The following is an 18,703-nucleotide window of genomic DNA, read 5'->3' on the forward strand; positions in this document are numbered from 1 at the left end:
GAACAGACGGAGGCCGGAATGACCGCGAAGGTCGACCACGAGGAACGCCGCCGGCAGATCGCCGAGGCCCTGCTGCGCATCGCCGACACCCAGGGCCTGCAGTCCGCCAGCATGCGGGCCGTCGCCACGGAGGCCGGGGTCTCGCTGCGGCTCGTCCAGTACTACTTCACGACCAAGGAGGGCCTGCTGCTGGACGCCCTGGCCAGGCTCGGCACCCAGCTCCAGGCCCGGATGGAACGGTGGATCGGCCAGGCCCGGGCCCCCCGGGAGGTGGTGACGGCGATCCTGTCCTGCATCCTGCCGACGGACGCCGAGAGCCGCCGGATCACCAGGACGTACGCGGCGTACTACGCGCTGGTGCTCGGCGACCCCGAGGTGCTGGCGAAGCAGGCCGCGCAGCCGCCGGTCGTCCTGGAGGGCTTCCTCGCCAAGCAGCTCCGGGCGGCGCAGCAGGCCGGGGGGATCGGGCCGGAGCGGGACGTCGAGGCGGTCGCGGCCGGGCTGCTGGCGATGGTCAACGGGCTCGGCTCCAGCGTGCTGGGCGGCCAGCGCACCGGTGAGCAGGCGCTCGCGGTCCTCGCGTACCACCTGGACGAGCTGTTCGGGCGGCCGGAAGCGGGCTGACGGCCGGTGCCGTCGACCGTCGCGACGGCCCGCCGGTCCGACGGTCCGGCCCGCCGATCGGCGCGGCAGGCGGGCACCCCTCGCGGCAAGGGGGCTAACACCCGTACGGGGCGGGTGCTTTCCCCGTTCCGCTGGAGGGCCTGTCACTGACAGACTCCGGGGTATGTCCGCGCAGCCCGTGATGACGACCGAAGCGCCCGAAGCCCCCTCCTCCCGGTCCGGGAGCGGCGGCAGCGACTTCGCCCAGTTGACCCGCCGAATAGTCGACGAGGGCCTGCTCGACCGGCGCCCCGGCTACTACGCCGCCCGCATGGCCCTGGTGTTCGCCGCCTTCCTCGGCGGCTGGTACGCCCTGTTCGCGCTGGGCGACACCTGGTGGCAGCTCGGCCTGGCGGCGGCGATGTCCGTCGTCTTCGCCCAGATCGGCCTGCTCTCCCACGACCTGGCGCACCGTCAGGTCTTCGACCGGCGGGTGCCGAGCGAGATCGGCGGCCGGATCGCCGCCAACCTGCTGATGGGCATGAGCTACGGCTGGTGGATGAACAAGCACACCCGCCACCACGCCAACCCGAACCACGAGGAGCGGGACCCGGACGTCGCCCCCGAACTCCTGGTGTGGTCCCAGCGGCAGGCCCGGAAGGCGAGCGGCGTCGCCCGGTTCATCGGCCGCCGGCAGGCGTACCTGTTCGTGCCGCTGCTCCTGCTGGAGGGCCTCAACCTCAGCTTCAACAGCTTCCGCGCGCTGCGCGGGCCCGTGGTGAAGCGCCCGGTGCTGGAGGGCGTGCTGCTGGTGGTCCACTTCCTCGCCTACTTCGGCCTGGTGTTCGCCGCGCTCCCGGCCGGCAAGGCCGTCGCCTTCATCGCCGTGCACCAGGCGCTGTTCGGCGTCTACCTGGGCAGCGTCTTCGCCCCGAACCACAAGGGCATGCTGATGGTGACCCCGGAGATGAAGCTCGACTTCCTGCGCCGCCAGGTGCTCACCTCGCGCAACGTCCGCGGCGGGCTGCTCATCGACGCGGTGATGGGCGGCCTCAACTACCAGGTGGAGCACCACCTGTTCCCCAGCATGCCGACTCCGGCGCTCGGGCGGGCTGCCCGGATCACCCGGGAGTTCTGCGCCGAGAAGGGCGTCGCGTACTACGAGACGGGCCTGTTCCGCTCCTACCGGGAGATCTTCACCCACCTGCACCGGACGGGCGAGCCGATCCGCTCCGGCGGGTGACCGTCACATCCGGCGGGTGACCGTCACGCCCTGGCGCCGGGATCCGTCGCCGGGACGGCCCTTCGGCGGCATCGCCCGTCCGCCGACGCGTTCGCGCCCGTACGATGCCCGAGCGGGGTGGGTGGAGACCGGGGGTGGGTGTGGTTCGGTTCTGGCTGAGGTGGGCGCTGATCGCGCTCCTGGGAGTGGCGGTCGTGTTCGGCGGCTGGGCCGGGTGGCGGTTCTACCGCGACACGGCCATTCCGGCCCCGCCGGACGTCCCGGGGGTGGCGCGGGCGCCGGAGACCGAGGAGGCCCGCCTGGCGGCCGAGCGGCGGATGGCCGACCGGATCGACCGGCTGCCCGAACTGCTGCCGTGGGCCCAGGGGTTGGGGCGGTCGACGGTCGACGTGTGCCGCACCGACTACCGCGGCGGCCTGTTCCTCCGGGGGCTGTGGCTGCCGGTGGCCTGCGAGCGGACCGTGAACGTGTACCTGGCCTTCGACGGCGGCGACGTCCGCTCCCGGCTGGCCGAACTGGACCGGTACCTGGACGCCGAGGGCTGGCGGAGCTCGCAGCGGTGGAGCGGCCTGGTCGCGGCCGACGAGTACGCCCACCAGCCGCCCGCCGACCCGACCCCGGAGGAGGTGGCGGAGGCGGCGGCCCGGCCGATCGCCCCGTCGGTGGAGTTCAGGCCGGCGACGGACGAGGCGGTGCGGACGGAGCTGGTCGTGAGCGTCTCCCGGCCGCCGGGCCCCGAACTCCTGACCTCCGGCGAGGACTACTGGTACGAGAAGTACGGCGGCCGGCGCTACCGGAACGACGAGGGGCAGCGGTCCGAGTACCTGGCCTGGCAGCCGGTGCGGCCGAGCGAGGTCACCGGGCCGGCCGAGGGCCGGTACGTGGCGGTCCTGGGCTTCACGACCAGGTACGCGGAGCAGCAGGAGGCGCCGTGAGGCCGGGAGCCGCCGTGGCCGGTCAGCCCGCCGTGCCGGGCGGCGGGGAGAGCGGCGGGGAGAGCGGCAGGGTGGCGGTGACCCGGAAGCCCGTGCGGTAGGGCGAGGCGGTCAGCTCGCCGCCGAACAGCGCGATCCGCTCGGCGAGTCCGAGCAGGCCGTGCCCGGTGGACAGTCCCCGGCGGGCCTCGGGGCGGCGGCCCGCGCCGTCGTCGACCACGTCGAGGGTCAGCACCTCGGACCAGCTGATCCGCACCGAGGCGTGGCTGCCGGCGCCGGAGTGCTTGATGATGTTGGTGACGGCCTCCTGGACCAGCCGGTAGGCCGTCAGGTCGACGCTGTCGTCGAGGTGGGCCGGGGTGCCGCGCACCTCCAGGTCGATCAGGACCCCGGCGCGTCGGGCGTCCTCCAGCAGCGGGCCCAGGTCGGCGAGCCCGTGGCGCCCGGCCCTGTCCGTCATGGGGACGTCGGCGGTGCGCAACAGCCGGAGCATGCGGCGCAGTTCGGCCATCGCGTTGCGGCCCAGTTCCTCGATGTCGCGGAGGGTGCCGGCCAGCCGGTCGGCGTCGGCGGGCGCGGTGCAGCGGGCGGTGTCGGCCTGCATGACGATGACGGCCACCGCGTTGGCCACGATGTCGTGCAACTCCCGGGCGATCTGGACGCGTTCGCCGAGGACGGCCTGGCGGGCGCGCGCGAGTTCGCGCTGGTCGCGCTCGGCGGCGAGGGCGGCGGCCCGGACCCGGCGGCCGGCGCCCCAGGCGACGGCGGTGATCGGCAGGAAGTAGGCGATGCCGCTGACGAGGTACGACGTCCGACGGGAGGGAGGCACCGCCCCGTCGGCGACCGGGTACCAGATGGCCAGGGCGATCGGCAGGGCCGTCAGCACGAGGGCGGCGACGGAGGCGGGCCGGCCGCTCAGCCGGGCCGTCGTATACAGCGCGAGCAGTACGCCGAAGAAGGGGGTGAAGGCGAAGCCGCTGTTCAGGGAGAGCAGGGCCGCGCCCACGGCGGCGGCCCAGACGACGGCGAACACCGCCTCCGGCCACCGTCGGCGGAAGGTCAGCGCGACGGCCTCCGGGACGGCGAACGCGGCCAGCAGCAGCTGGTCGCGGACGTTCGTCCCGGTCGCGAGCGGGGCCGCGTAGAAGAAGACGTCGGGGACGGTGACCGCCAGTGCCAGCGCGGCGTCCGCCGCCGTGGCGGTCGGTGACCCCCGGCGGCGGACGCCGTCTGTCGCGACCTCCGTCACAACCGGAGTTCCCGGCAGCACGAGGTGTTCGAGCCGAGGCAGCACCAGTTGTCGTCGAACTCCCGGAACCCCTCCACCGGGATGTCGGACCACCACGGTTCCGGCGGGGTGGCGCGCTCCGGTGGACGGACCGGATAGCCGAGGGCGGCGTGGGCGGCCCACAGGTCGCCGTGGTACTGCCGCAGGGTGTCGTTGAGCCGGTCCCGGGTGACCTCCCCGGGGGCGGGCGCGTGCCGTGACGGCGTGAGCAGGGTCAGAAAGGCCGCCGCGCCGCGGACGTCGTCGGTGGCGAAGGCGGCCAGGCTGATGCCGGCCACGCGCAGGGCCTCGGCGCCGTCGCCCGGGTCGGGGGCGACGGTGATGCGGACGGCGAGGCTCTGCCACGGGTCGCCGACCGTGCGCGGCGGATCGGGCACCAGGAGAGTGCGGGGGCCGATGAGGATGCCGTGGGCGAGGGCCGGACCAGCCTTCCCGTCCGACTCGACGTGGTGCACGGTGGCACCGACGGTGGGCGCGGGGATCGTCGATTCGCTCATGGTGGGGCTCCCGGAGGGGAGTGGGGGCTTTCACCCAGTGGTAGCGCGCCCCGTCCCGCGTCGCCTGCGGGGGATGACTGCTCGGGTGAGTGACCGAGCGGGGTCGGTCGCGGCCCCCGCACGCGTCCCGCGGGCGGCCGCGAGGCCCCTCAGCCGCCGAAACCGGCCAGCAGCCCGCGCGGGTCGAAGGTCACCCGGATCCGGGTGATCCGCCCGTCCTCGACGTGCATCCAGTTCGCCGTCGGCGCCGGCGGGGCGATGCTGGTGCGCAGCTCGAACCAGGTGATCACCTCGTCGCCCTCGGCCACCCGGACCTTCACGTCGATCTTCTCCAGCACCTGTCCGAGCCCCTTCAGCCCGGCCAGCGCCTCCTCCACCCCGGAGGCCGTCCCCAGCGCGCCGACGAAGTCGACGTCGTCGGCCAGCAGGCCCCGGACGGTCTCGAAGTCGCCCGCCTCCCAGGCGGTGAAGTAGGTCTCGGCAAGCTCACGCGCGGTCTTCGTCGTCGTCATGCCACCATCCTCCCGAGCATCCAACCCATCCGTCCAACAGATGGATCGGATGGAGTCCATCTCTTCTGGTTATGCCGCAGGGGTCCGGTCGCCTATCGTCGTCGCCCATGGAGATGCACCAGCTGCGCTACTTCGCCGCCGTGGTCGACGAGGGCACCTTCACCGCCGCGGCCGCCCGGCTGCACGTGAGCCAGTCCGGCGTCAGCACCCAAGTGGCCAAGCTGGAGCGCGAACTGGGCCAGCAGCTGCTCGACCGGACCGGCCGGCAGGTGCGCCTCACCCCGGTCGGCGAGGCGGTCCTCCCGCTGGCGAGGAACGCCCTGGCCACCCTCGACGCCATCCAGCACACCGCCGCCGAGTTCGCCGACGCCGTCCGCGGCCGGGTCCGGCTCGGCATGATCATGGGCTGCTCGATCCCGCCCTTCCTGGACACCGTCGCCGACCTCGGCCGCAGCCACCCCGGCATCGAACTCAGCCTGCACGAGGGGCACTCCGAGGACCTCCAGGCGCAGGTCCTGGCCGGCTCCCTCGACCTGGCCCTGATCGGCTACACCGGCGAGGCCGCCCCGGGGCTGGAGGACACCGTCGTCGTCGACGAGCCGATCGCCGCCGTCGTCCCCGCCGGGCACGCCCTCGACCGGGCGCGGCTCCGCCTCGCCGACCTGCGCGGCGAGAAGGTCCTCTGCCTCCCCCCGGGCACCGGCCTGCGCGCCGCCTACCAGGACTCCTGCCGCCGGCTCGGCCTCGATCCGCGGGTCGACATCGAGGCCAGCTCCCCGGCCGCCCTGCTCCGGCTCGCCGAGCGCGGTGCGGGCGTGGCCGTCCTCAGCGCCTCCTCCGCCACGGGCGCCGGGCTGCGGGCCGTCCCGCTGGCCGACGCCGCCACCTGCGCCCGGCTCGGGCTGGTCGTCCGCCGCGACCAGCAGTCCCCGGCGGTACGGCTGTTGCGCGCGAAGCTCGCCGCGGCGATGCGCCCGGCCTGAGCGCCGCCCGCCGCGCCGCGCCGTCCCCCCGTACCGGCGCGGGCGGGCCGGCGGGCCCGTCGACCGGAGCTCAGGCCTTCCAGTGCGGATCGCGCCCCGAGGCGGCCAGCGCGCGGTCCCACGCGGAGGCGTCCTCCGGCAGCGCCACCGACTCGGCGAAGCCCGCGTACCGGCGGTACAGCTCGGCGTTCTCCGCCACGATCTCCCCGGCCAGCAGGGCGAGTTCCTCGTCCACCCCGATGCGCCCGCCGGTCGCCCGGGCCACGTCCCAGCCGTGCAGCAGCAGCTCCAGGACCAGCATCCGGGCGATCCCGACCGCCGGTACCGGAGCGCCGCCGAGGTCGACGTCCCCCTCCCAGGCGGCCGGGTCCGCCCAGGCCGCGACCGCGCGCTCCAGCTGGGCCGCGTAGCCGGAGCGCCAGTCGGCGTCGGCGGTGAAGTCCCGCGCGCCGAGCTCCTCGGGCAGTTCGACCCGCCGGGCCCGGTGCTCCAGGCCGTGCGAGGTGTAGAGCACCCAGTGGTTGATCAGCGCACGGGTGTCGAACTCCGTGCAGGGCGTCGGCGAGTCCAGGGGCTGGTCGGCCGGGACGGCGGTGGCGACAGCGGCGGCGGCGGAGGCGGCGCGGGCCAGGAGCGGGTGCAACGGGTGGGCGGTCATGGCGCCGATTCTGCGCGGGGCCGTACCGGCCGGTCTTGAAGAAACGCGACGGCTAGCCTGGCGGTATGGGCACGGACCCGCTGGACCCCCTGGACCCCTTGGAACCCCCGGACGCTCCCGGCCTCGGCCGCGGCGTGCTCCACCCCGCCCGGGCGGCGGAGCTGATCACCGTGGACCGGCTCGTCCCCGACCCGGCCGTGGCGCGGTTCCTCGAGTACTACTGGCTGGTCCGCTGGGACCTGCGCGGCCTGCCGCCGTACGAGCAGAAGGTGCTCGCCCACCCCAACGTCCACCTGGTCTTCGAGGCCCCGCGGGCGCGCGTGTACGGGGTGGACCGCTCGCTCTTCGTCCGCCGCCTGGAGGGCGCGGGGCACGTGCTGGGCGCGCGGTTCCGGGCCGGCGCCTTCCGGGCCCTCGCCGGGCACCCGGTGAGCGGGCTGGCCGACCGGTCGGTGCCCGCCGCCGAGTACTTCGGGCCCGGGGCCGACCGGTTCAACGCGGAGGTCCTCGGGGCGTCCGGTGACCCCGCGGCCCTCGCCGACGCCTTCCTCCGCCCCCGGCTGCCCGAGCCCGACCCGGTCGCCGCCGAGGTCGCCGCGATGGTGGACCGGATCACCGGCAGGCCGGACCTGTGCCGGGTGGACGCGCTGGCCGCCGAGCTGGGCCTGACGGTCCGCCGCCTCCAGCGCCTGTTCGCCGAGTACGTCGGCGCCTCCCCGAAGTGGGTGCTGCGCCGGGCCCGCCTCCACGAGGCCGCCGAACGCGCCGGGACGGACGGCGGGTTGGACCTGGCCGCGCTCGCCGCCGAGCTGGGGTACGCGGACCAGGCGCACCTCACCCGGGACTTCGCCGCCGCCGTCGGCGTCCCCCCGGCCCGCTACGCGGGGGCGGGTCAGGCTCCGAGGAAGCGCTGCAGCTCGTCCAGGACGTAGTTGGCCCCGGTGTACCCGATCCCCTGGAACCACAGCTGGTCGTCGACCGGGAACGCCCGGTGCCCCTTGACCGCCCCCAGCGCCTGCCAACCCGGGCTCGCCAGGGCGGCGTTGGCCCCGGACAGCTCCGGATCGCCGTACGTCGCGTAGAGCAGCAGGTCGCCGTCGGCCTTGGCGAGCTGGTCCGGCGGGATCTCGGTGTCGGACTGGTCGACGTTCTGCGCGTCCGGCCGGCCGACCTGGGCGTCGGCGAGCACCGTGCCGGGGAAGCTCTGCCGGCCGAACAGCCGGATGCCGCCGCCCTCCACGAACCGCACCAGGCTCACCTTGCGCCCGGACAGCTTGGCCGCCGCCAGCGCCTGGGCCACCTGCCCGGCGTGCTTCTGGTACGCGCCGGCGAAGGCCGCCGCGGCCGCCTCCCGGTTGAGCGCCTGGGCGTGCAGCTGGAAGTCGGCCTTCCACGGCGCCCCGGCGGTCTGGGTGAGCACGGTCGGGGCGATCTCGCGGAGCTGCTCGTAGCGGTCGCCGTCGCGGGTCTGGTTGGAGAGGATCAGGTCCGGCCGCAGCGCCCGTACGGTCGGCAGGTCGGGCGAGCCGGCCGGGCCGACCAGCCGGATCCCGGCCGTCCGGGAGGTCGGCCAGTACTCGGGGTAGCGGGTGTCGCGGGCCGGGAGCGCGGCGCCGACCGGGGTGATGCCGAGGGTCAGCGCGGAGTCGAGCACGTCGGTGTCCAGCACGACCACCCGCATCGGCGCGCCCGGCACCACGACGGGGCCGGTGGCGGCGTTCACCGTCACCGGCGGCACCGGGGTCGGGGACGGCGAGGCGCCGCCGGCGGGGCCGTCCGCGGTCGCCGGGGCCGGCCGCCGGGCGGCGGTGCAGCCGGTGGCCGCCGCGAGCGCGCCCGCGCCGAGGCCGGTGAGGAGGGTGCGGCGGGAGATCCGGGGCATCGGCGGTCCTCTGGCGGCGCGGTGGGGTCGGGGCGCCGTCGATTATGTCCGAAATGGCACTTAAAGTGCCGTTAAGCGCGGGCCGTCAGGCGCGAGTGGCGTCCGGGGCGAGCGCCGCCCACGGGGCGCCCGGCACGACCAGCGGCGTGCCGGTCACCGGGTCCGGCACCACCACCGAGTCCAGTCCGAACACCTCCCGCACCAGCTCGGCCGTCACCACGTCCCCGGGCGCGCCCTGCGCCACCACCCGGCCGTCCCGCATCGCCACCAGGTGGTCGGCGTACCGGGCGGCCTGGTTGAGGTCGTGCAGCACCGCGACGACCGTCCGGCCGCGCTCGACGTTCAGCCGGCGGACCAGGTCCAGCACCTCCACCTGGTGCGCGATGTCCAGGTAGGTGGTCGGCTCGTCCAGCAGCAGGATGTCGGTGCCCTGGGCGAGCGCCATCGCGATCCAGGCGCGCTGGCGCTGGCCGCCGGACAGCTCGTCCATGCTCCGCTCGGCCAGCTCGGCGGTGGAGGTGCGCTCCAGCGCCTCCGCGACCGCCGCCTCGTCCTCCGGCGACCACTGCTGCCACCAGCTCTGGTGCGGCTGGCGGCCGCGCGCGACCAGGTCCGCCACCGAGATGCCCTCGGGGGCGGACGGCGACTGCGGCAGCAGGCCGAGCCGCTGGGCGATCCGCTTGGTCGGGATCCGCGCCAGCTCCTCGCCGTCCAGCAGCACCGCGCCCCGGACCGGCTTCAGCAGCCGGCCGAGGGCCCGCAGCAGGGTCGACTTGCCGCACGCGTTCGGGCCGACGATCACCGTCACCCGCCCGTCCGGGACGGCCACGTCCAGGTCCTCGACGACCGTGCGCGCCTCGTAGGCCAGGGTGAGGCCCCGGGCCTCCAGGCGGTGTTCGGACATCAGGAACCTCCACGGCGGGATCGGATCAGCAGCCACATCAGGTACGGCGCGCCGACCAGGCCGGTCACCACGCCCACCGGCAGTTCCGTCGGAGCCAGCAGCCGTCGGGCGACCAGGTCGGCGAGGACCACCACCAGCGCGCCGGTCAGCGCCGAGCAGAACAGCGGGACCTGTGCCGAGCGGGCCAGCCGCAGCGCGATCTGCGGGGCCATCAGCGCGACGAAGTCCACCGGCCCGGCGGCCCCGGCCGCGCACGAGGCCAGCACGATGCCGAGCAGCGCCATGCCGAGGCGGATCCGGTCCAGGCGCAGGCCGAGGCCGACGGCGGTGGCGTCGTCGAAGGAGATCGACCGCTGGGCGCGGGCGGCCCACAGCGCGACCGGCACGGCGGCGAGCAGCACCCAGGCGAGCCAGTCGGCCTGGTCGTAGCCGGCGCCGTTCAGGCTGCCGGTCATCCAGACCTTGGCGGCCTGGGCCTGGAAGCCGTCGCCCTTGGTGAGGAAGACGGACGTGAGCGAGGACAGCGCGACGCTGATGCCGATGCCGATCAGCACGAAGCGCTGCGCGTGCAGGCCGCGCCGCCAGGCCAGCGCGTACACCAGCAGCCCGGCCACCAGGCCGCCGGCCACCGCCGCGTACGGGGCCTGGCCGGTCGAGCCGACCACGCCGTACGCCATCAGACCGACCACGGTCGCGGTCGCGCCCCAGGTCACGCCCACCACGTCGGGGCTGGCCAGCGGATTGCGGGCGACGGTCTGGATCAGCGCCCCGGCCAGCCCGAGCGCCAGGCCGACCAGCAGCCCGACCACCACCCGGGGCAGCCGGAACTCGCCGACCACCAGCTCGTGCGGGCTCGGCCGGCCGAGCACCACCTTGACCACCTCGGACGGCGCGACGGTGGACTCGCCCAGGCAGAGCGAGGCCACCACGGTCGCCGCCAGCGCCACCAGCAGCCCGACGGTGACGGCCAGCGAGCGTCGGTGCACCAGGAACGACGCCCGCCCGGCCCGGACGACGGTGTAGCCGCGCAGCGAGACCGAACCCTTGCGGGAGACGGATGCCGTGCCGGGGACGGAGCTCGTACCGGGGACGGGACTCATGCCGCCACCACCTTGCGGCGGCGGACCAGGGCCACCAGCACCGGGACGCCGACCAGCGCCGTCATCACGCCCGCCGGGACCTCGGACGGCGGGAACAGGACCCGGCCGAGGGTGTCGGCGAGCAGCAGCAGCGCCGGGCCGAGGACGGCGGAGAAGGCGAGGATCCAGCGGTGGTCGGCGCCGGCCAGCGCGCGGGCCGCGTGCGGGACGGCGAGGCCGACGAAGGCGATCGGGCCGGCCGCCGCGACCGCCGAGCCGGTCAGGACGGTCGCGCCGAGCGCACCGACCGCCCGGACCAGGCCGGTCTTGGCGCCCAGCCCCTTCGCGGTGTCGTCGCCGAGCGCCAGCGCGTCCAGTCCGCGCGCCACCGCGACCACCAGCACCGTGCCGACGGCCAGGAACGGCAGCAGCTGCCAGGCCACGTCCGAGGTCCGTCCGGAGAGCGAGCCGACGTGCCAGAAGCGGAACTGGTCCATGGTGGCCGCGTCGGTGGTCAGCACCAGGGTGTTGAGCGAGGCGATGAAGGCGGACGTCGCCGAGCCGGCCAGCGCCAGCTTGATCGGCGTGGCCCCGCCCCGGCCGCGCCCGGCGAGCCCGTACACCAGCACGGTGGCGATCACCGCGCCGGCGAAGCCGAACCAGACGTACCCGGTGAGGGTGGAGACGCCGAAGCCGGAGATGGCGACCACCACGCCGGCCGCCGCGCCCTGGGAGACGCCGAGGATGCCGGGGTCGGCGATCGGGTTGCGGGTCAGGCCCTGCATGACGGCCCCGGCCAGGCCGAGCGCCGCGCCGACGGCCAGTCCGACGACGGTGCGCGGCACCCGCAGCTCGCGGACCACCACGGCGTTCGCGGTGTCGCCGCCGTGCAGCAGGGCGTCCAGCGTGTCGCCGAACGGGATGGTCCGGCTGCCGACCGCCAGGCTCAGCAGCACCGCGGCGGCCAGCACGACGAGTGCGGCGGCCAGCCACAGTATTCGGCGCCGCGGCGCGCGGTACGGCGCGCGGGGCGCACCGGGCGGTGCGCTGGTGTCGGTCATGGGCCCTCTCCGCTGACAACTCAGGCAAACCTAAGTTCCGCCGTGAAGCCCGGGCAAATCGCCTCGTGGCCCGGGGCACCCGTTGGGTAGCCTGGCGGCATGCCCGCGACCTCACCCGCCCCGCTCACCGTCGGCTTCGACCTCGACATGACGCTGCTGGACACCCGGCCGGGTATCCGCGCCACCTACCTGGCGCTCTCCGCCGAGACCGGCACCCCCATCGACGCCGACCTGGTGGTCACCCGGCTCGGCCCGCCGCTGCTGGACGAGATCCGCAACTGGTTCCCGGAGCACGAGGTGGAGCGGGCCGTCACCCGCTACCGCGAGCTCTACCGCGACCACGCCTTCGCCCCGACCGTGGCCCTGCCCGGCGCCCACGCCGCCGTCGAGGCGGTCCGCGCCCACGGCGGCCGGGTCGCGGTGATCACCGGCAAGTACGAGCCGAACGCCCGCCTCCACCTGGAGCACGCCGGGCTGGCCGCGGACACCGTGATCGGCGACCTGTGGGCGGAGACCAAGGGCGACGCGCTGCGCGAGCACGGCGCGAGCGTCTACGTCGGCGACCACCTCGGCGACATCCGCGGGGCCCGGCACGCCGACGCCCTCGCGGTCTGCGTGCCCACCGGCCCGTACAGCGCGCGGGAACTCCACGAGGCGGGCGCGGACGTGGTGCTGGACGACCTCACCGGCTTCCCGGACTGGCTCGCCGGCCACCTGGCCGACCGCTAGGGCGGGCGCCGGAGCAGGCCCGCGGGCCTCAGGAGCCGGAGGGCCTCAGGACTCGACCGGCTCGATCCGGCGGCGCTGGGCCCGCGCGTTCAGCAGCAGTCCGGTCAGCGCGGCCAGGAAGCCGGCCGGCATCAGCATGCTCAGCCAGTACGCGGCCGTCGGCAGCGGCGTCAGGTGCAGGAACAGCGGGACGAAGGTGACCAGGGTGGCGAGCGCGCCGAGACCGAAGACGATCACCCCGGCCTTGACGTACACGTCGCCGGGGTCGGCGCTCTGGCTGCTCACGTCTGCTCACTCCTACGGGCCGGTCGGAACTGCCCCCAGTCTGGCAGAGCGGCCGCCGGGGAGGCCCACCGGAGCGGGCCGGTCACGTTGCGCAGTTTCCCGGCAGCTGAACGTTTTGATCCCTGTTGAGCGGGGGTATGCACGGGGTGCCGAGGGGCGCTACAGGTGCGCCCCGCGTCCTCAGACCCGGGGGTGTGAGCCGATGGACCGCGCGGAGCCGCGCCCCGGCCGTGCCAGTGCCGGGTCGCCCGTGACCGCGAGATCCCGTTCCCGCCGCCCCCACCGGGCCTCGGAACGCGGGTCCCTCGCGGAACGCGGATGAGGCAGTGACGGACGGTTAGTCTGCTCCTGACCGCGTGCCGGCCACGAGCGCCCACGGGCGCCGAGCCGAGGTCGGCCGCCTTTCCCCACCACCCAGTGATCCCCGGCCAGGGCCGGGATCCCTCACACCCATTCGAGGACTGTTCGAGATGCCCACCGGCCAGGTCAAGTGGTTCAACGAGACGAAGGGCTTCGGCTTCCTGTCGCGCGACGACGGCGGGGACGTCTTCGTCCACACCAAGGCGCTGCCCGACGGTGTCACGTCGCTGAAGCCGGGTCAGCGGGTCGAGTTCGGCGTGGTCGCCGGCCACCGCGGGGACCAGGCGATGGCCGTGCAGCTGCTGGACGCACTGCCCTCGGTGGCCGCCGCCCAGCGGCGGAGCGCCGACGACATGGCGCCGATCGTCCAGGACCTGATCACCACGCTGGACGCGGTGCTGCCCGGCCTCCAGCGCGGGCGCTACCCCGCCAAGCCGACCGGCCAGAAGCTGGCCGGCCTGCTGCGCGCGGTGGCCGACAACTTCGACGTCTGACGGGGAGCCGGACAGCCCTGGAGCCGGAACGCGCTGAAGTCGGAACGCTCTAGAACGCCAGCGCACCCGGGTCGAGCGGGGGCACCAGCCCCTCCGCGGCGGCCCGGGTGAGCAGCGCGCGGACGGCCGCGTAGCCCTCCTCGCCGAGGTCCTCGGTGAACTCGGTGACGTACAGCCCGATGTGCTGCTCGGCGACGTCCAGGTCCATCTCCTGGGCGTGCGCCAGCACGTACCCGCGGCTCGCGGCCGGGTCCGCCCAGGCCTGCCGGACGGAGGAGCGGATCGCGTCGGCGATCTCCCGCAGCCGCTCGGCGCCGAGCGAGCGCCGGGCGACGATCGCGCCCAGCGGGATCGGCAGGCCGGTCTCCCGCTCCCAGGCCTCGCCCATGTCGGCCAGGCTGTGCAGGCCGTACTGCTGGTACGTGAAGCGGGCCTCGTGGATCACCAGGCCGGCGTCCACCCGGCCGTCCCGGACGGCGGGCATGATCTCGTGGAACGGCAGGACGACGATCTCGCCGAAGCCGCCCGGCACCGCCTTCGCCGCCCAGAGCCGGAACAGCAGGTAGGCGGTGGAGCGCTCGGAGGGCACCGCGACGGTCTTCCCGGCCAGGTCGGCGGGGGAGTCCACGCCCGGCAGGGTGAGCACCAGCGGGCCGCAGCCGCGGCCCAGCGCGCCGCCGCAGGGCAGCAGGGCGTACTGCTCCAGGACCCAGGGCAGCGCGCCGTAGCTGATCTTCAGCACGTCCAGCTCGCCGCGCTCGGCCTGCCCGTTGGTGATGTCGATGTCGGCGAAGGTCACCTCGGGGGCGTCCGCCCCGGGCACCAGGCCGTGCGCCCAGGCGTGGAAGACGAAGGTGTCGTTCGGGCAGGGCGAGTACGCGATGCTCAGCCGTTCAGCCACGGCCGGCCTCCTCAATCGGTTCGTGGTGCGGATGCCAGCTCGTGGACGGGCAGGGCGGCGAAGGCCCGTTCCAGGGCGGCCAGCGCCTCGCCGATCCGCCAGGCGGCCCGGTCGCGCGGGCCCACCGGATTGGACACGGTGCGCAGTTCGAGGGCCGGCACGCCGTACCGGGCGGCGGCCTCGGCCACGCCGAAGCCCTCCATCGCCTCGGCGACGGCGCCCGGGTGGCGGGCGGCCAGCGCGGCGGCGCGCTCGGCGCTGCCGGTGACGGTGGAGACGGTCAGCACCGGGCCGGTCACGGCGTCCAGCGCCCGCGCGGCCAGCGCGACGGCGGCCGGCGGCGGGGTGTGCCGGACGGTGCCGAAGCCCAGCTCGGTGACGTCGGCGAAGCCCTCGGGGGTCTCGGCGCCGAGGTCCGCGGCCACGATCGCGTCGGCCAGCACGGTGGCGCCGACCGGGGCGAGCGGGGCGAAGCCGCCGGCGATCCCGGCCGAGACGGCCAGGGTGTACGGGTGGGCCGCCAGCGCGGTGGCGGCGGCGGCCGCGGCGGCGGCCGGGCCGACCCCGGCGGCCAGCACGTCCACCGGCACCGCCAGGGCCCGGTGCAGCGTGCCGCCGGGCAGCGGCAGCGCGGCGGACCCGCCGGGCAGGCCGCGCAGCACCGCCTCGGCCTCGGCGGCGACCGCGACGACGACGAGCAGCCGGGCCCCCGCGGGGTCCGACCGCTCGCCTCGGCCGTCGGCGACGGCGTGCGCGGTCATCGCGGGACCGTCAGCTGTCCTGGGTGTTCAGCTGGAAGTACCAGACGGCGATCGGGGCCTCCTGGTTCGGGTCGCCCTCGACCACGGTCACCACGGTCTTGCCGCTGGAGTTCAGCAGCTTGCCCGCGGCCTGGGCGCCGGACCAGGTCTGGCCCTTGGCGGCCGAGAACAGGCTGTAGCGCCCGCCCTGGTTGGCGGAGCCGCCGTTGGTGAAGGCCCACCAGCCCGTGTCGGCCACGTTCGGCGAGACGCCGACGCCGACCCGGTCGCTGCCCACGACGTCCGAGGAGGGCAGCGAGCCGTCCTTCAGCGCCTTGGTCGCGTCCTCCTGGCACTGCTGCTGCTGGTCCTCGGTGAGCGGGCTGCCGCCGTTCCAGCACAGCGGCTGCGCGACGACCGAGGAGTTGCCCACCGTGAGCGTGGCCTGGTGGGAGATGTGCTCGGTCTGGCCGGCGGCGATGGCGACGGAGGTGCCCACCGTGGCGGCGCCGACCACGACGACGGCGCCGAGGGCGGCGATGGCACGGGAATTGAGGCTCATGCGTCAGAATCTACCGGGCCGGGCCGATCACGCGACGCGGGGGTAGGCACCGCGTGTTGCCGCACCGCCCCGTTCAGGCCACCCGGGGGGTCGCCGGGTGCCGCCGCAGGCCCACCCGGAAGAGCGAGCGGAGCGTCCACAGCAGCGCCAGGCCGACCACCCCGGCGGCGATCGACAGGCCCAGCTCCCCGTTCAGCGGCAGCAGGATGCCGACCGCGCCGCCGGCCACCCAGGACACCTGCATCAGGGTCTCCGACCGGGCGAACGCCGAGGTCCGCACCGCCTCCGGGACGTCCCGCTGGATCAGCGCGTCCAGCGCCAGCTTGCCCAGCGAGGCCGCCATCCCGGCCACCCCGGCGACCAGAACCACCGTCACCACGCCGTACCAGAGCGCGGCCGCCGCCGTCACGCAGGTCGCCAGCAGCAGCATCGCGGCGACCGTCGCCTCCGGGCCCCGGGTGCGCAGCCAGGAGCCGAGCACCGAGCCCAGCGCGTTGCCCGTCCCGGCCGCCAGCGCCACCAGGCCCAGCGCCACCGTCGGCCGCAGCCCGCCGATCGGCTCCTCCCGCAGCAGGAAGGCCAGGAACATCACCAGGAAGCCGACCAGCCACTTCATCGCCGACATCGCCCGCAGCGCCAGGATCACCGAGGGGCCGACCGTGCGCAGCGAGGCCTTGACCGGCGGCGGCCGGTGGTGGATCAGGTGCGGGCCCTCGCCGTGCACCTCGGCGTGCAGGACGGCCCGCTGCTCGCCCTTGGCGGAGTCCACCGTGGGCGGCAGGTGGAAGGCCATCAGGGTGCCGACGACGAACACCAGGAAGGCGCCGCGCAGCGGCCAGCCGGGCCCGATCAGGTGCAGCAGCCCGCCCACCGCGGCGGCCACGCCGGTGGCCAGCAGCCCGGCCAGGGTGACCCGGGAGTTCGCCTTCACCAGGGACAGCCGGCTCGGCAGCAGCCGGGGCACCACCACGCTGCGCACCACCCCGTACGCCTTGGACGCGACCAGCACGCCGAGCGCCTCCGGGTAGAGCGCGATACCGCCGCCGGCGATCACCCCGGCCATCGTCCAGGCCAGCACGGCGCGGGCCAGCATGGCCATCGCCATGGCCGCCCGGCGGCCGTGCGGGAGGCGGTCCAGCAGCGGGCCGACCACCGGGGCGAGGAGGGCGAACGGGGCCATCGTGATCAGCAGGTAGAGCGCGACCCGGCCGCGGGCCTCGCCGGTGGGCACCGAGAAGAAGATGGTGGACGCCAGCGCGATGGTGATCAGCATGTCGCCGAAGGAGTTGAGCGCGTGCAGCTCGATCAGCTTGGCGAGGCCGGACTCGCCCGCGCCCTCGGCGGCGGTGGCCCGGCGGATCCGCCGGCCGGTGCCGTGCACCACCTTGCCGGTGCGGGAGCCGGCGGCGGAGGCGGTGCGGACCAGGAAGTGCCGGCGGGGCTCGGGGACCTCGTCCCCGAACTCGTCCTCGTCCCCGTGCCCGTCCGGCTGCCGCGCGGTCCGGTCGGGGGCTCCTGGCGTCTCCGGGGCCTCGTTCCCGGGCCGGTCCGGGGGGCCGGCGGGCGCCTCGGGGCCGTCCGCCGGCTGCGGTTCGTCCGCGCCGGGGACCGGGGGCTGCTGTCGCGGCACGGCGTCCGCCTGGTCGGGGCTGCCGGCCTGCGGGGCGCGCAGTGCGTGCTGCGACGGGTCGTGGTCCGCCACAAGCCCATCCTGCCCCAGAAACGCCGAGCCGACGCGGGACCGGACTCCGCTCGGCGCGGCCCCGGAGCGGCCGTGTCCGCCCCGGACTGTGCCGGGGCACCGGCCGACGGGTAGCCTGCCCAAGGTCGACCCGCCGGAGCGCCGGGGCGCCGGCAGGCCGGTCGAGCGGCGCGGCCGGTACCCGAGGGGGCTCCCGGTCGCGCAGAATGGACGAGGGACACCGAGCCGCGACGGAACAGGCAACACGCCGTGGGCGACAGAAGAACTGGGAGAGAATCGACGCCGTGAGTGCTGCGATGCGAAGCCGTACCCCCGACCGGCTCTGTGCCGAGGCCGTCGAACTCGCCCGCCAGGCCGCCGAGGAGGCCGTCGGTGCGGAGGCCGTCGGGCCGCACCTGGGCGTCCAGGCCGACGCCGACCGCGTCGTCACCCACACCTTCGAGTGCCTGGACGCGGCCTACCGCGGGTGGCACTGGGCGGTCACCGTCGCCCGCGCCCCGCGCGCCAAGAACGTGACCCTGGACGAGGTCGTGCTGCTGCCGGGCGCCGACGCGGTGCTCGCCCCCGAGTGGGTGCCGTGGAGCGACCGGCTGCGCCCCGGCGACATGGGCCCGGGCGACCTGCTGCCCACCGGCGCCGACGACCTGCGGCTGGAGCCCGGCTGGACCGGCGAGGACGAGCCGGCGCCGAACTCCGCGGTCGCCCTGGTGGACGACGAGGACCTGGTCGTCACCGACCCGCACGTCCAGCCCGCTCCGGCCCGCGCCCGGATCAACGCCGTCGCCGAGGAGCTGGGCCTCGGCCGCAGCCGGGTGCTCTCCCGGCTCGGCCTGCACCTGGCCGCCGAGCGCTGGGAGAAGTCCCACGGCCCGCAGACCCCGATGGCGCAGGCCGCCCCGGCCTCGTGCGCGAGCTGCGGCTTCCTGGTGCCGATCGGCGGCTCGCTCGGGCAGGCCTTCGGCGTGTGCGGCAACGAGTTCGGTCCGGCCGACGGCCAGATCGTCTCCTTCGCGTACGGCTGCGGCGGGCACTCCGAGGCGGCCGTCATCCCGGCTCCGCCGGCGCCGTCCGAGCTGATCCTGGACGAGCTGGTGGTCGAGCCGCTGCCGCTGCACCCGGACCGCGCCTCCGGCTCCGTCGAGCCCGACGGTCCGGCCGAGGAGCTCGGCCACTCCTGAGCCCCGGGCCTTCCTGAGCCTAGGCTTCCGCGGCCCGCCCGGTCACCGACCGGTGCGGGCCGCGGTGCTGTCCGGACGGTTCCGCGCGGCTCCGGGCGGGCGGCGGG

General features: G+C 75.5%; 21 protein-coding genes. 8 read left to right on the forward strand and 13 right to left on the reverse strand.

The window, feature by feature from the left end; genetic code table 11:
- Positions 1 to 18 precede the first annotated feature (18 nt).
- The 3 genes from ACWDCZ_RS13480 (at position 19) to ACWDCZ_RS13490 (ending at position 2,781) form a co-directional block, all read left to right on the forward strand.
- Entirely contained in the window at positions 19 to 624 is a 606-nt protein-coding gene (locus ACWDCZ_RS13480; protein ID WP_074005456.1) for a TetR/AcrR family transcriptional regulator, read from the forward strand.
- Between the two features lie 163 nt (positions 625 to 787).
- A complete protein-coding gene (locus tag ACWDCZ_RS13485) occupies positions 788 to 1,846 on the forward strand; it encodes a fatty acid desaturase family protein (protein ID WP_079272734.1) in 1,059 nt (352 codons plus the stop codon).
- A 134-nt stretch (positions 1,847 to 1,980) separates the two neighbouring features.
- Complete coding sequence (locus ACWDCZ_RS13490) at positions 1,981 to 2,781, forward strand: hypothetical protein (protein WP_449816006.1); 801 nt, start codon at positions 1,981 to 1,983, stop codon at positions 2,779 to 2,781.
- A gap of 22 nt (positions 2,782 to 2,803) precedes the next feature.
- Here the strand turns inward: ACWDCZ_RS13490 and ACWDCZ_RS13495 are convergent, their stop codons facing one another.
- The 3 genes from ACWDCZ_RS13495 to ACWDCZ_RS13505 form a co-directional block, all read right to left on the reverse strand.
- Positions 2,804 to 4,030: a sensor histidine kinase gene (locus ACWDCZ_RS13495; protein WP_449816007.1), complete on the reverse strand. Its 1,227-nt coding sequence runs from the start codon at positions 4,028 to 4,030 to the stop codon at positions 2,804 to 2,806.
- The gene (locus ACWDCZ_RS13500) at positions 4,027 to 4,566 is read right to left on the reverse strand and encodes a hypothetical protein (protein ID WP_449816008.1); all 540 of its coding nucleotides are present in this window, start codon (positions 4,564 to 4,566) and stop codon (positions 4,027 to 4,029) included. Before ACWDCZ_RS13500 ends, ACWDCZ_RS13495 begins: the two co-directional genes overlap by 4 nt.
- A 149-nt stretch (positions 4,567 to 4,715) precedes the next feature.
- Positions 4,716 to 5,078: a nuclear transport factor 2 family protein gene (locus ACWDCZ_RS13505; RefSeq protein WP_049657787.1), complete on the reverse strand. Its 363-nt coding sequence runs from the start codon at positions 5,076 to 5,078 to the stop codon at positions 4,716 to 4,718.
- A 107-nt stretch (positions 5,079 to 5,185) separates the two neighbouring features.
- On the opposite strand from ACWDCZ_RS13505, the gene ACWDCZ_RS13510 reads away from it, so the two are divergent.
- The gene (locus ACWDCZ_RS13510) at positions 5,186 to 6,061 is read left to right on the forward strand and encodes a LysR family transcriptional regulator (RefSeq protein WP_449816009.1); all 876 of its coding nucleotides are present in this window, start codon (positions 5,186 to 5,188) and stop codon (positions 6,059 to 6,061) included.
- A gap of 70 nt (positions 6,062 to 6,131) precedes the next feature.
- Here the strand turns inward: ACWDCZ_RS13510 and ACWDCZ_RS13515 are convergent, their stop codons facing one another.
- A complete protein-coding gene (locus tag ACWDCZ_RS13515; RefSeq protein WP_449816010.1) occupies positions 6,132 to 6,719 on the reverse strand; it encodes a TIGR03086 family metal-binding protein in 588 nt (195 codons plus the stop codon).
- A 65-nt stretch (positions 6,720 to 6,784) separates the two neighbouring features.
- Here ACWDCZ_RS13515 and ACWDCZ_RS13520 point away from each other — a divergent pair, with 65 nt between their 5' ends.
- The gene (locus tag ACWDCZ_RS13520; protein ID WP_449816011.1) at positions 6,785 to 7,651 is read left to right on the forward strand and encodes an AraC family transcriptional regulator; all 867 of its coding nucleotides are present in this window, start codon (positions 6,785 to 6,787) and stop codon (positions 7,649 to 7,651) included.
- Here ACWDCZ_RS13520 and ACWDCZ_RS13525 read toward each other — a convergent pair.
- From ACWDCZ_RS13525 to ACWDCZ_RS13540, 4 genes are all read right to left on the reverse strand, one after another.
- A complete protein-coding gene (locus ACWDCZ_RS13525; RefSeq protein ID WP_375876447.1) occupies positions 7,612 to 8,601 on the reverse strand; it encodes an ABC transporter substrate-binding protein in 990 nt (329 codons plus the stop codon). The genes ACWDCZ_RS13520 and ACWDCZ_RS13525 overlap by 40 nt on opposite strands.
- 85 nt (positions 8,602 to 8,686) lie before the next feature.
- Entirely contained in the window at positions 8,687 to 9,505 is an 819-nt protein-coding gene (locus tag ACWDCZ_RS13530) for an ABC transporter ATP-binding protein (protein WP_074005463.1), read from the reverse strand.
- Positions 9,505 to 10,605: a FecCD family ABC transporter permease gene (locus tag ACWDCZ_RS13535; RefSeq protein WP_449816012.1), complete on the reverse strand. Its 1,101-nt coding sequence runs from the start codon at positions 10,603 to 10,605 to the stop codon at positions 9,505 to 9,507. The genes ACWDCZ_RS13530 and ACWDCZ_RS13535 overlap by 1 nt, the downstream gene beginning before the upstream one ends.
- A complete protein-coding gene (locus tag ACWDCZ_RS13540) occupies positions 10,602 to 11,645 on the reverse strand; it encodes a FecCD family ABC transporter permease (RefSeq protein ID WP_049658474.1) in 1,044 nt (347 codons plus the stop codon). The genes ACWDCZ_RS13535 and ACWDCZ_RS13540 overlap by 4 nt, the downstream gene beginning before the upstream one ends.
- A 99-nt stretch (positions 11,646 to 11,744) precedes the next feature.
- Here ACWDCZ_RS13540 and ACWDCZ_RS13545 point away from each other — a divergent pair, with 99 nt between their 5' ends.
- A complete protein-coding gene (locus ACWDCZ_RS13545; protein WP_049658472.1) occupies positions 11,745 to 12,374 on the forward strand; it encodes an HAD family hydrolase in 630 nt (209 codons plus the stop codon).
- Between the two features lie 45 nt (positions 12,375 to 12,419).
- Here the strand turns inward: ACWDCZ_RS13545 and ACWDCZ_RS13550 are convergent, their stop codons facing one another.
- Positions 12,420 to 12,659 carry a hypothetical protein gene (locus ACWDCZ_RS13550; RefSeq protein WP_049658468.1) on the reverse strand — a complete coding sequence of 80 codons (240 nt, stop codon included), beginning with the start codon at positions 12,657 to 12,659 and terminating at the stop codon, positions 12,420 to 12,422.
- A gap of 470 nt (positions 12,660 to 13,129) precedes the next feature.
- Between ACWDCZ_RS13550 and ACWDCZ_RS13555 the strand changes: the two genes are divergently transcribed.
- Entirely contained in the window at positions 13,130 to 13,513 is a 384-nt protein-coding gene (locus tag ACWDCZ_RS13555) for a cold-shock protein (RefSeq protein ID WP_049658465.1), read from the forward strand.
- A gap of 49 nt (positions 13,514 to 13,562) precedes the next feature.
- On the opposite strand, the gene ACWDCZ_RS13560 is transcribed toward ACWDCZ_RS13555, so the two are convergent.
- From ACWDCZ_RS13560 to ACWDCZ_RS13575, 4 genes are all read right to left on the reverse strand, one after another.
- Entirely contained in the window at positions 13,563 to 14,414 is an 852-nt protein-coding gene (locus tag ACWDCZ_RS13560; RefSeq protein ID WP_079272738.1) for a 1,4-dihydroxy-6-naphthoate synthase, read from the reverse strand.
- Between the two features lie 11 nt (positions 14,415 to 14,425).
- On the reverse strand, positions 14,426 to 15,175 hold the full coding sequence (locus ACWDCZ_RS13565) for a futalosine hydrolase (protein ID WP_380740370.1): 750 nt from the start codon (positions 15,173 to 15,175) through the stop codon (positions 14,426 to 14,428).
- Positions 15,176 to 15,185: 10 nt separating this feature from the next.
- On the reverse strand, positions 15,186 to 15,716 hold the full coding sequence (locus ACWDCZ_RS13570) for a hypothetical protein (protein WP_049659504.1): 531 nt from the start codon (positions 15,714 to 15,716) through the stop codon (positions 15,186 to 15,188).
- Between the two features lie 73 nt (positions 15,717 to 15,789).
- Positions 15,790 to 17,142 carry an MFS transporter gene (locus ACWDCZ_RS13575; protein WP_449816032.1) on the reverse strand — a complete coding sequence of 451 codons (1,353 nt, stop codon included), beginning with the start codon at positions 17,140 to 17,142 and terminating at the stop codon, positions 15,790 to 15,792.
- A 572-nt stretch (positions 17,143 to 17,714) separates the two neighbouring features.
- Here ACWDCZ_RS13575 and ACWDCZ_RS13580 point away from each other — a divergent pair.
- A complete protein-coding gene (locus ACWDCZ_RS13580) occupies positions 17,715 to 18,596 on the forward strand; it encodes a DUF3027 domain-containing protein (RefSeq protein WP_049659506.1) in 882 nt (293 codons plus the stop codon).
- Positions 18,597 to 18,703 lie beyond the last annotated feature (107 nt).

Source organism: Kitasatospora sp. NPDC001225 (assembly GCF_053597855.1).

Coding starts and splice junctions, on each gene's coding strand:
- ACWDCZ_RS13480 (WP_074005456.1), top strand. CDS start 19: ATGACCGCGAAGGTCGACCACGAGGAACGCCGCCGGCAGATCGCCGAG.
- ACWDCZ_RS13485 (WP_079272734.1), top strand. CDS start 788: ATGTCCGCGCAGCCCGTGATGACGACCGAAGCGCCCGAAGCCCCCTCC.
- ACWDCZ_RS13500 (WP_449816008.1), bottom strand. CDS start 4,566: ATGAGCGAATCGACGATCCCCGCGCCCACCGTCGGTGCCACCGTGCAC.
- ACWDCZ_RS13505 (WP_049657787.1), bottom strand. CDS start 5,078: ATGACGACGACGAAGACCGCGCGTGAGCTTGCCGAGACCTACTTCACC.
- ACWDCZ_RS13510 (WP_449816009.1), top strand. CDS start 5,186: ATGGAGATGCACCAGCTGCGCTACTTCGCCGCCGTGGTCGACGAGGGC.
- ACWDCZ_RS13515 (WP_449816010.1), bottom strand. CDS start 6,719: ATGACCGCCCACCCGTTGCACCCGCTCCTGGCCCGCGCCGCCTCCGCC.
- ACWDCZ_RS13520 (WP_449816011.1), top strand. CDS start 6,785: ATGGGCACGGACCCGCTGGACCCCCTGGACCCCTTGGAACCCCCGGAC.
- ACWDCZ_RS13525 (WP_375876447.1), bottom strand. CDS start 8,601: ATGCCCCGGATCTCCCGCCGCACCCTCCTCACCGGCCTCGGCGCGGGC.
- ACWDCZ_RS13530 (WP_074005463.1), bottom strand. CDS start 9,505: ATGTCCGAACACCGCCTGGAGGCCCGGGGCCTCACCCTGGCCTACGAG.
- ACWDCZ_RS13535 (WP_449816012.1), bottom strand. CDS start 10,605: ATGAGTCCCGTCCCCGGTACGAGCTCCGTCCCCGGCACGGCATCCGTC.
- ACWDCZ_RS13540 (WP_049658474.1), bottom strand. CDS start 11,645: ATGACCGACACCAGCGCACCGCCCGGTGCGCCCCGCGCGCCGTACCGC.
- ACWDCZ_RS13545 (WP_049658472.1), top strand. CDS start 11,745: ATGCCCGCGACCTCACCCGCCCCGCTCACCGTCGGCTTCGACCTCGAC.
- ACWDCZ_RS13555 (WP_049658465.1), top strand. CDS start 13,130: ATGCCCACCGGCCAGGTCAAGTGGTTCAACGAGACGAAGGGCTTCGGC.
- ACWDCZ_RS13565 (WP_380740370.1), bottom strand. CDS start 15,175: ATGACCGCGCACGCCGTCGCCGACGGCCGAGGCGAGCGGTCGGACCCC.
- ACWDCZ_RS13570 (WP_049659504.1), bottom strand. CDS start 15,716: ATGAGCCTCAATTCCCGTGCCATCGCCGCCCTCGGCGCCGTCGTCGTG.
- ACWDCZ_RS13580 (WP_049659506.1), top strand. CDS start 17,715: ATGCGAAGCCGTACCCCCGACCGGCTCTGTGCCGAGGCCGTCGAACTC.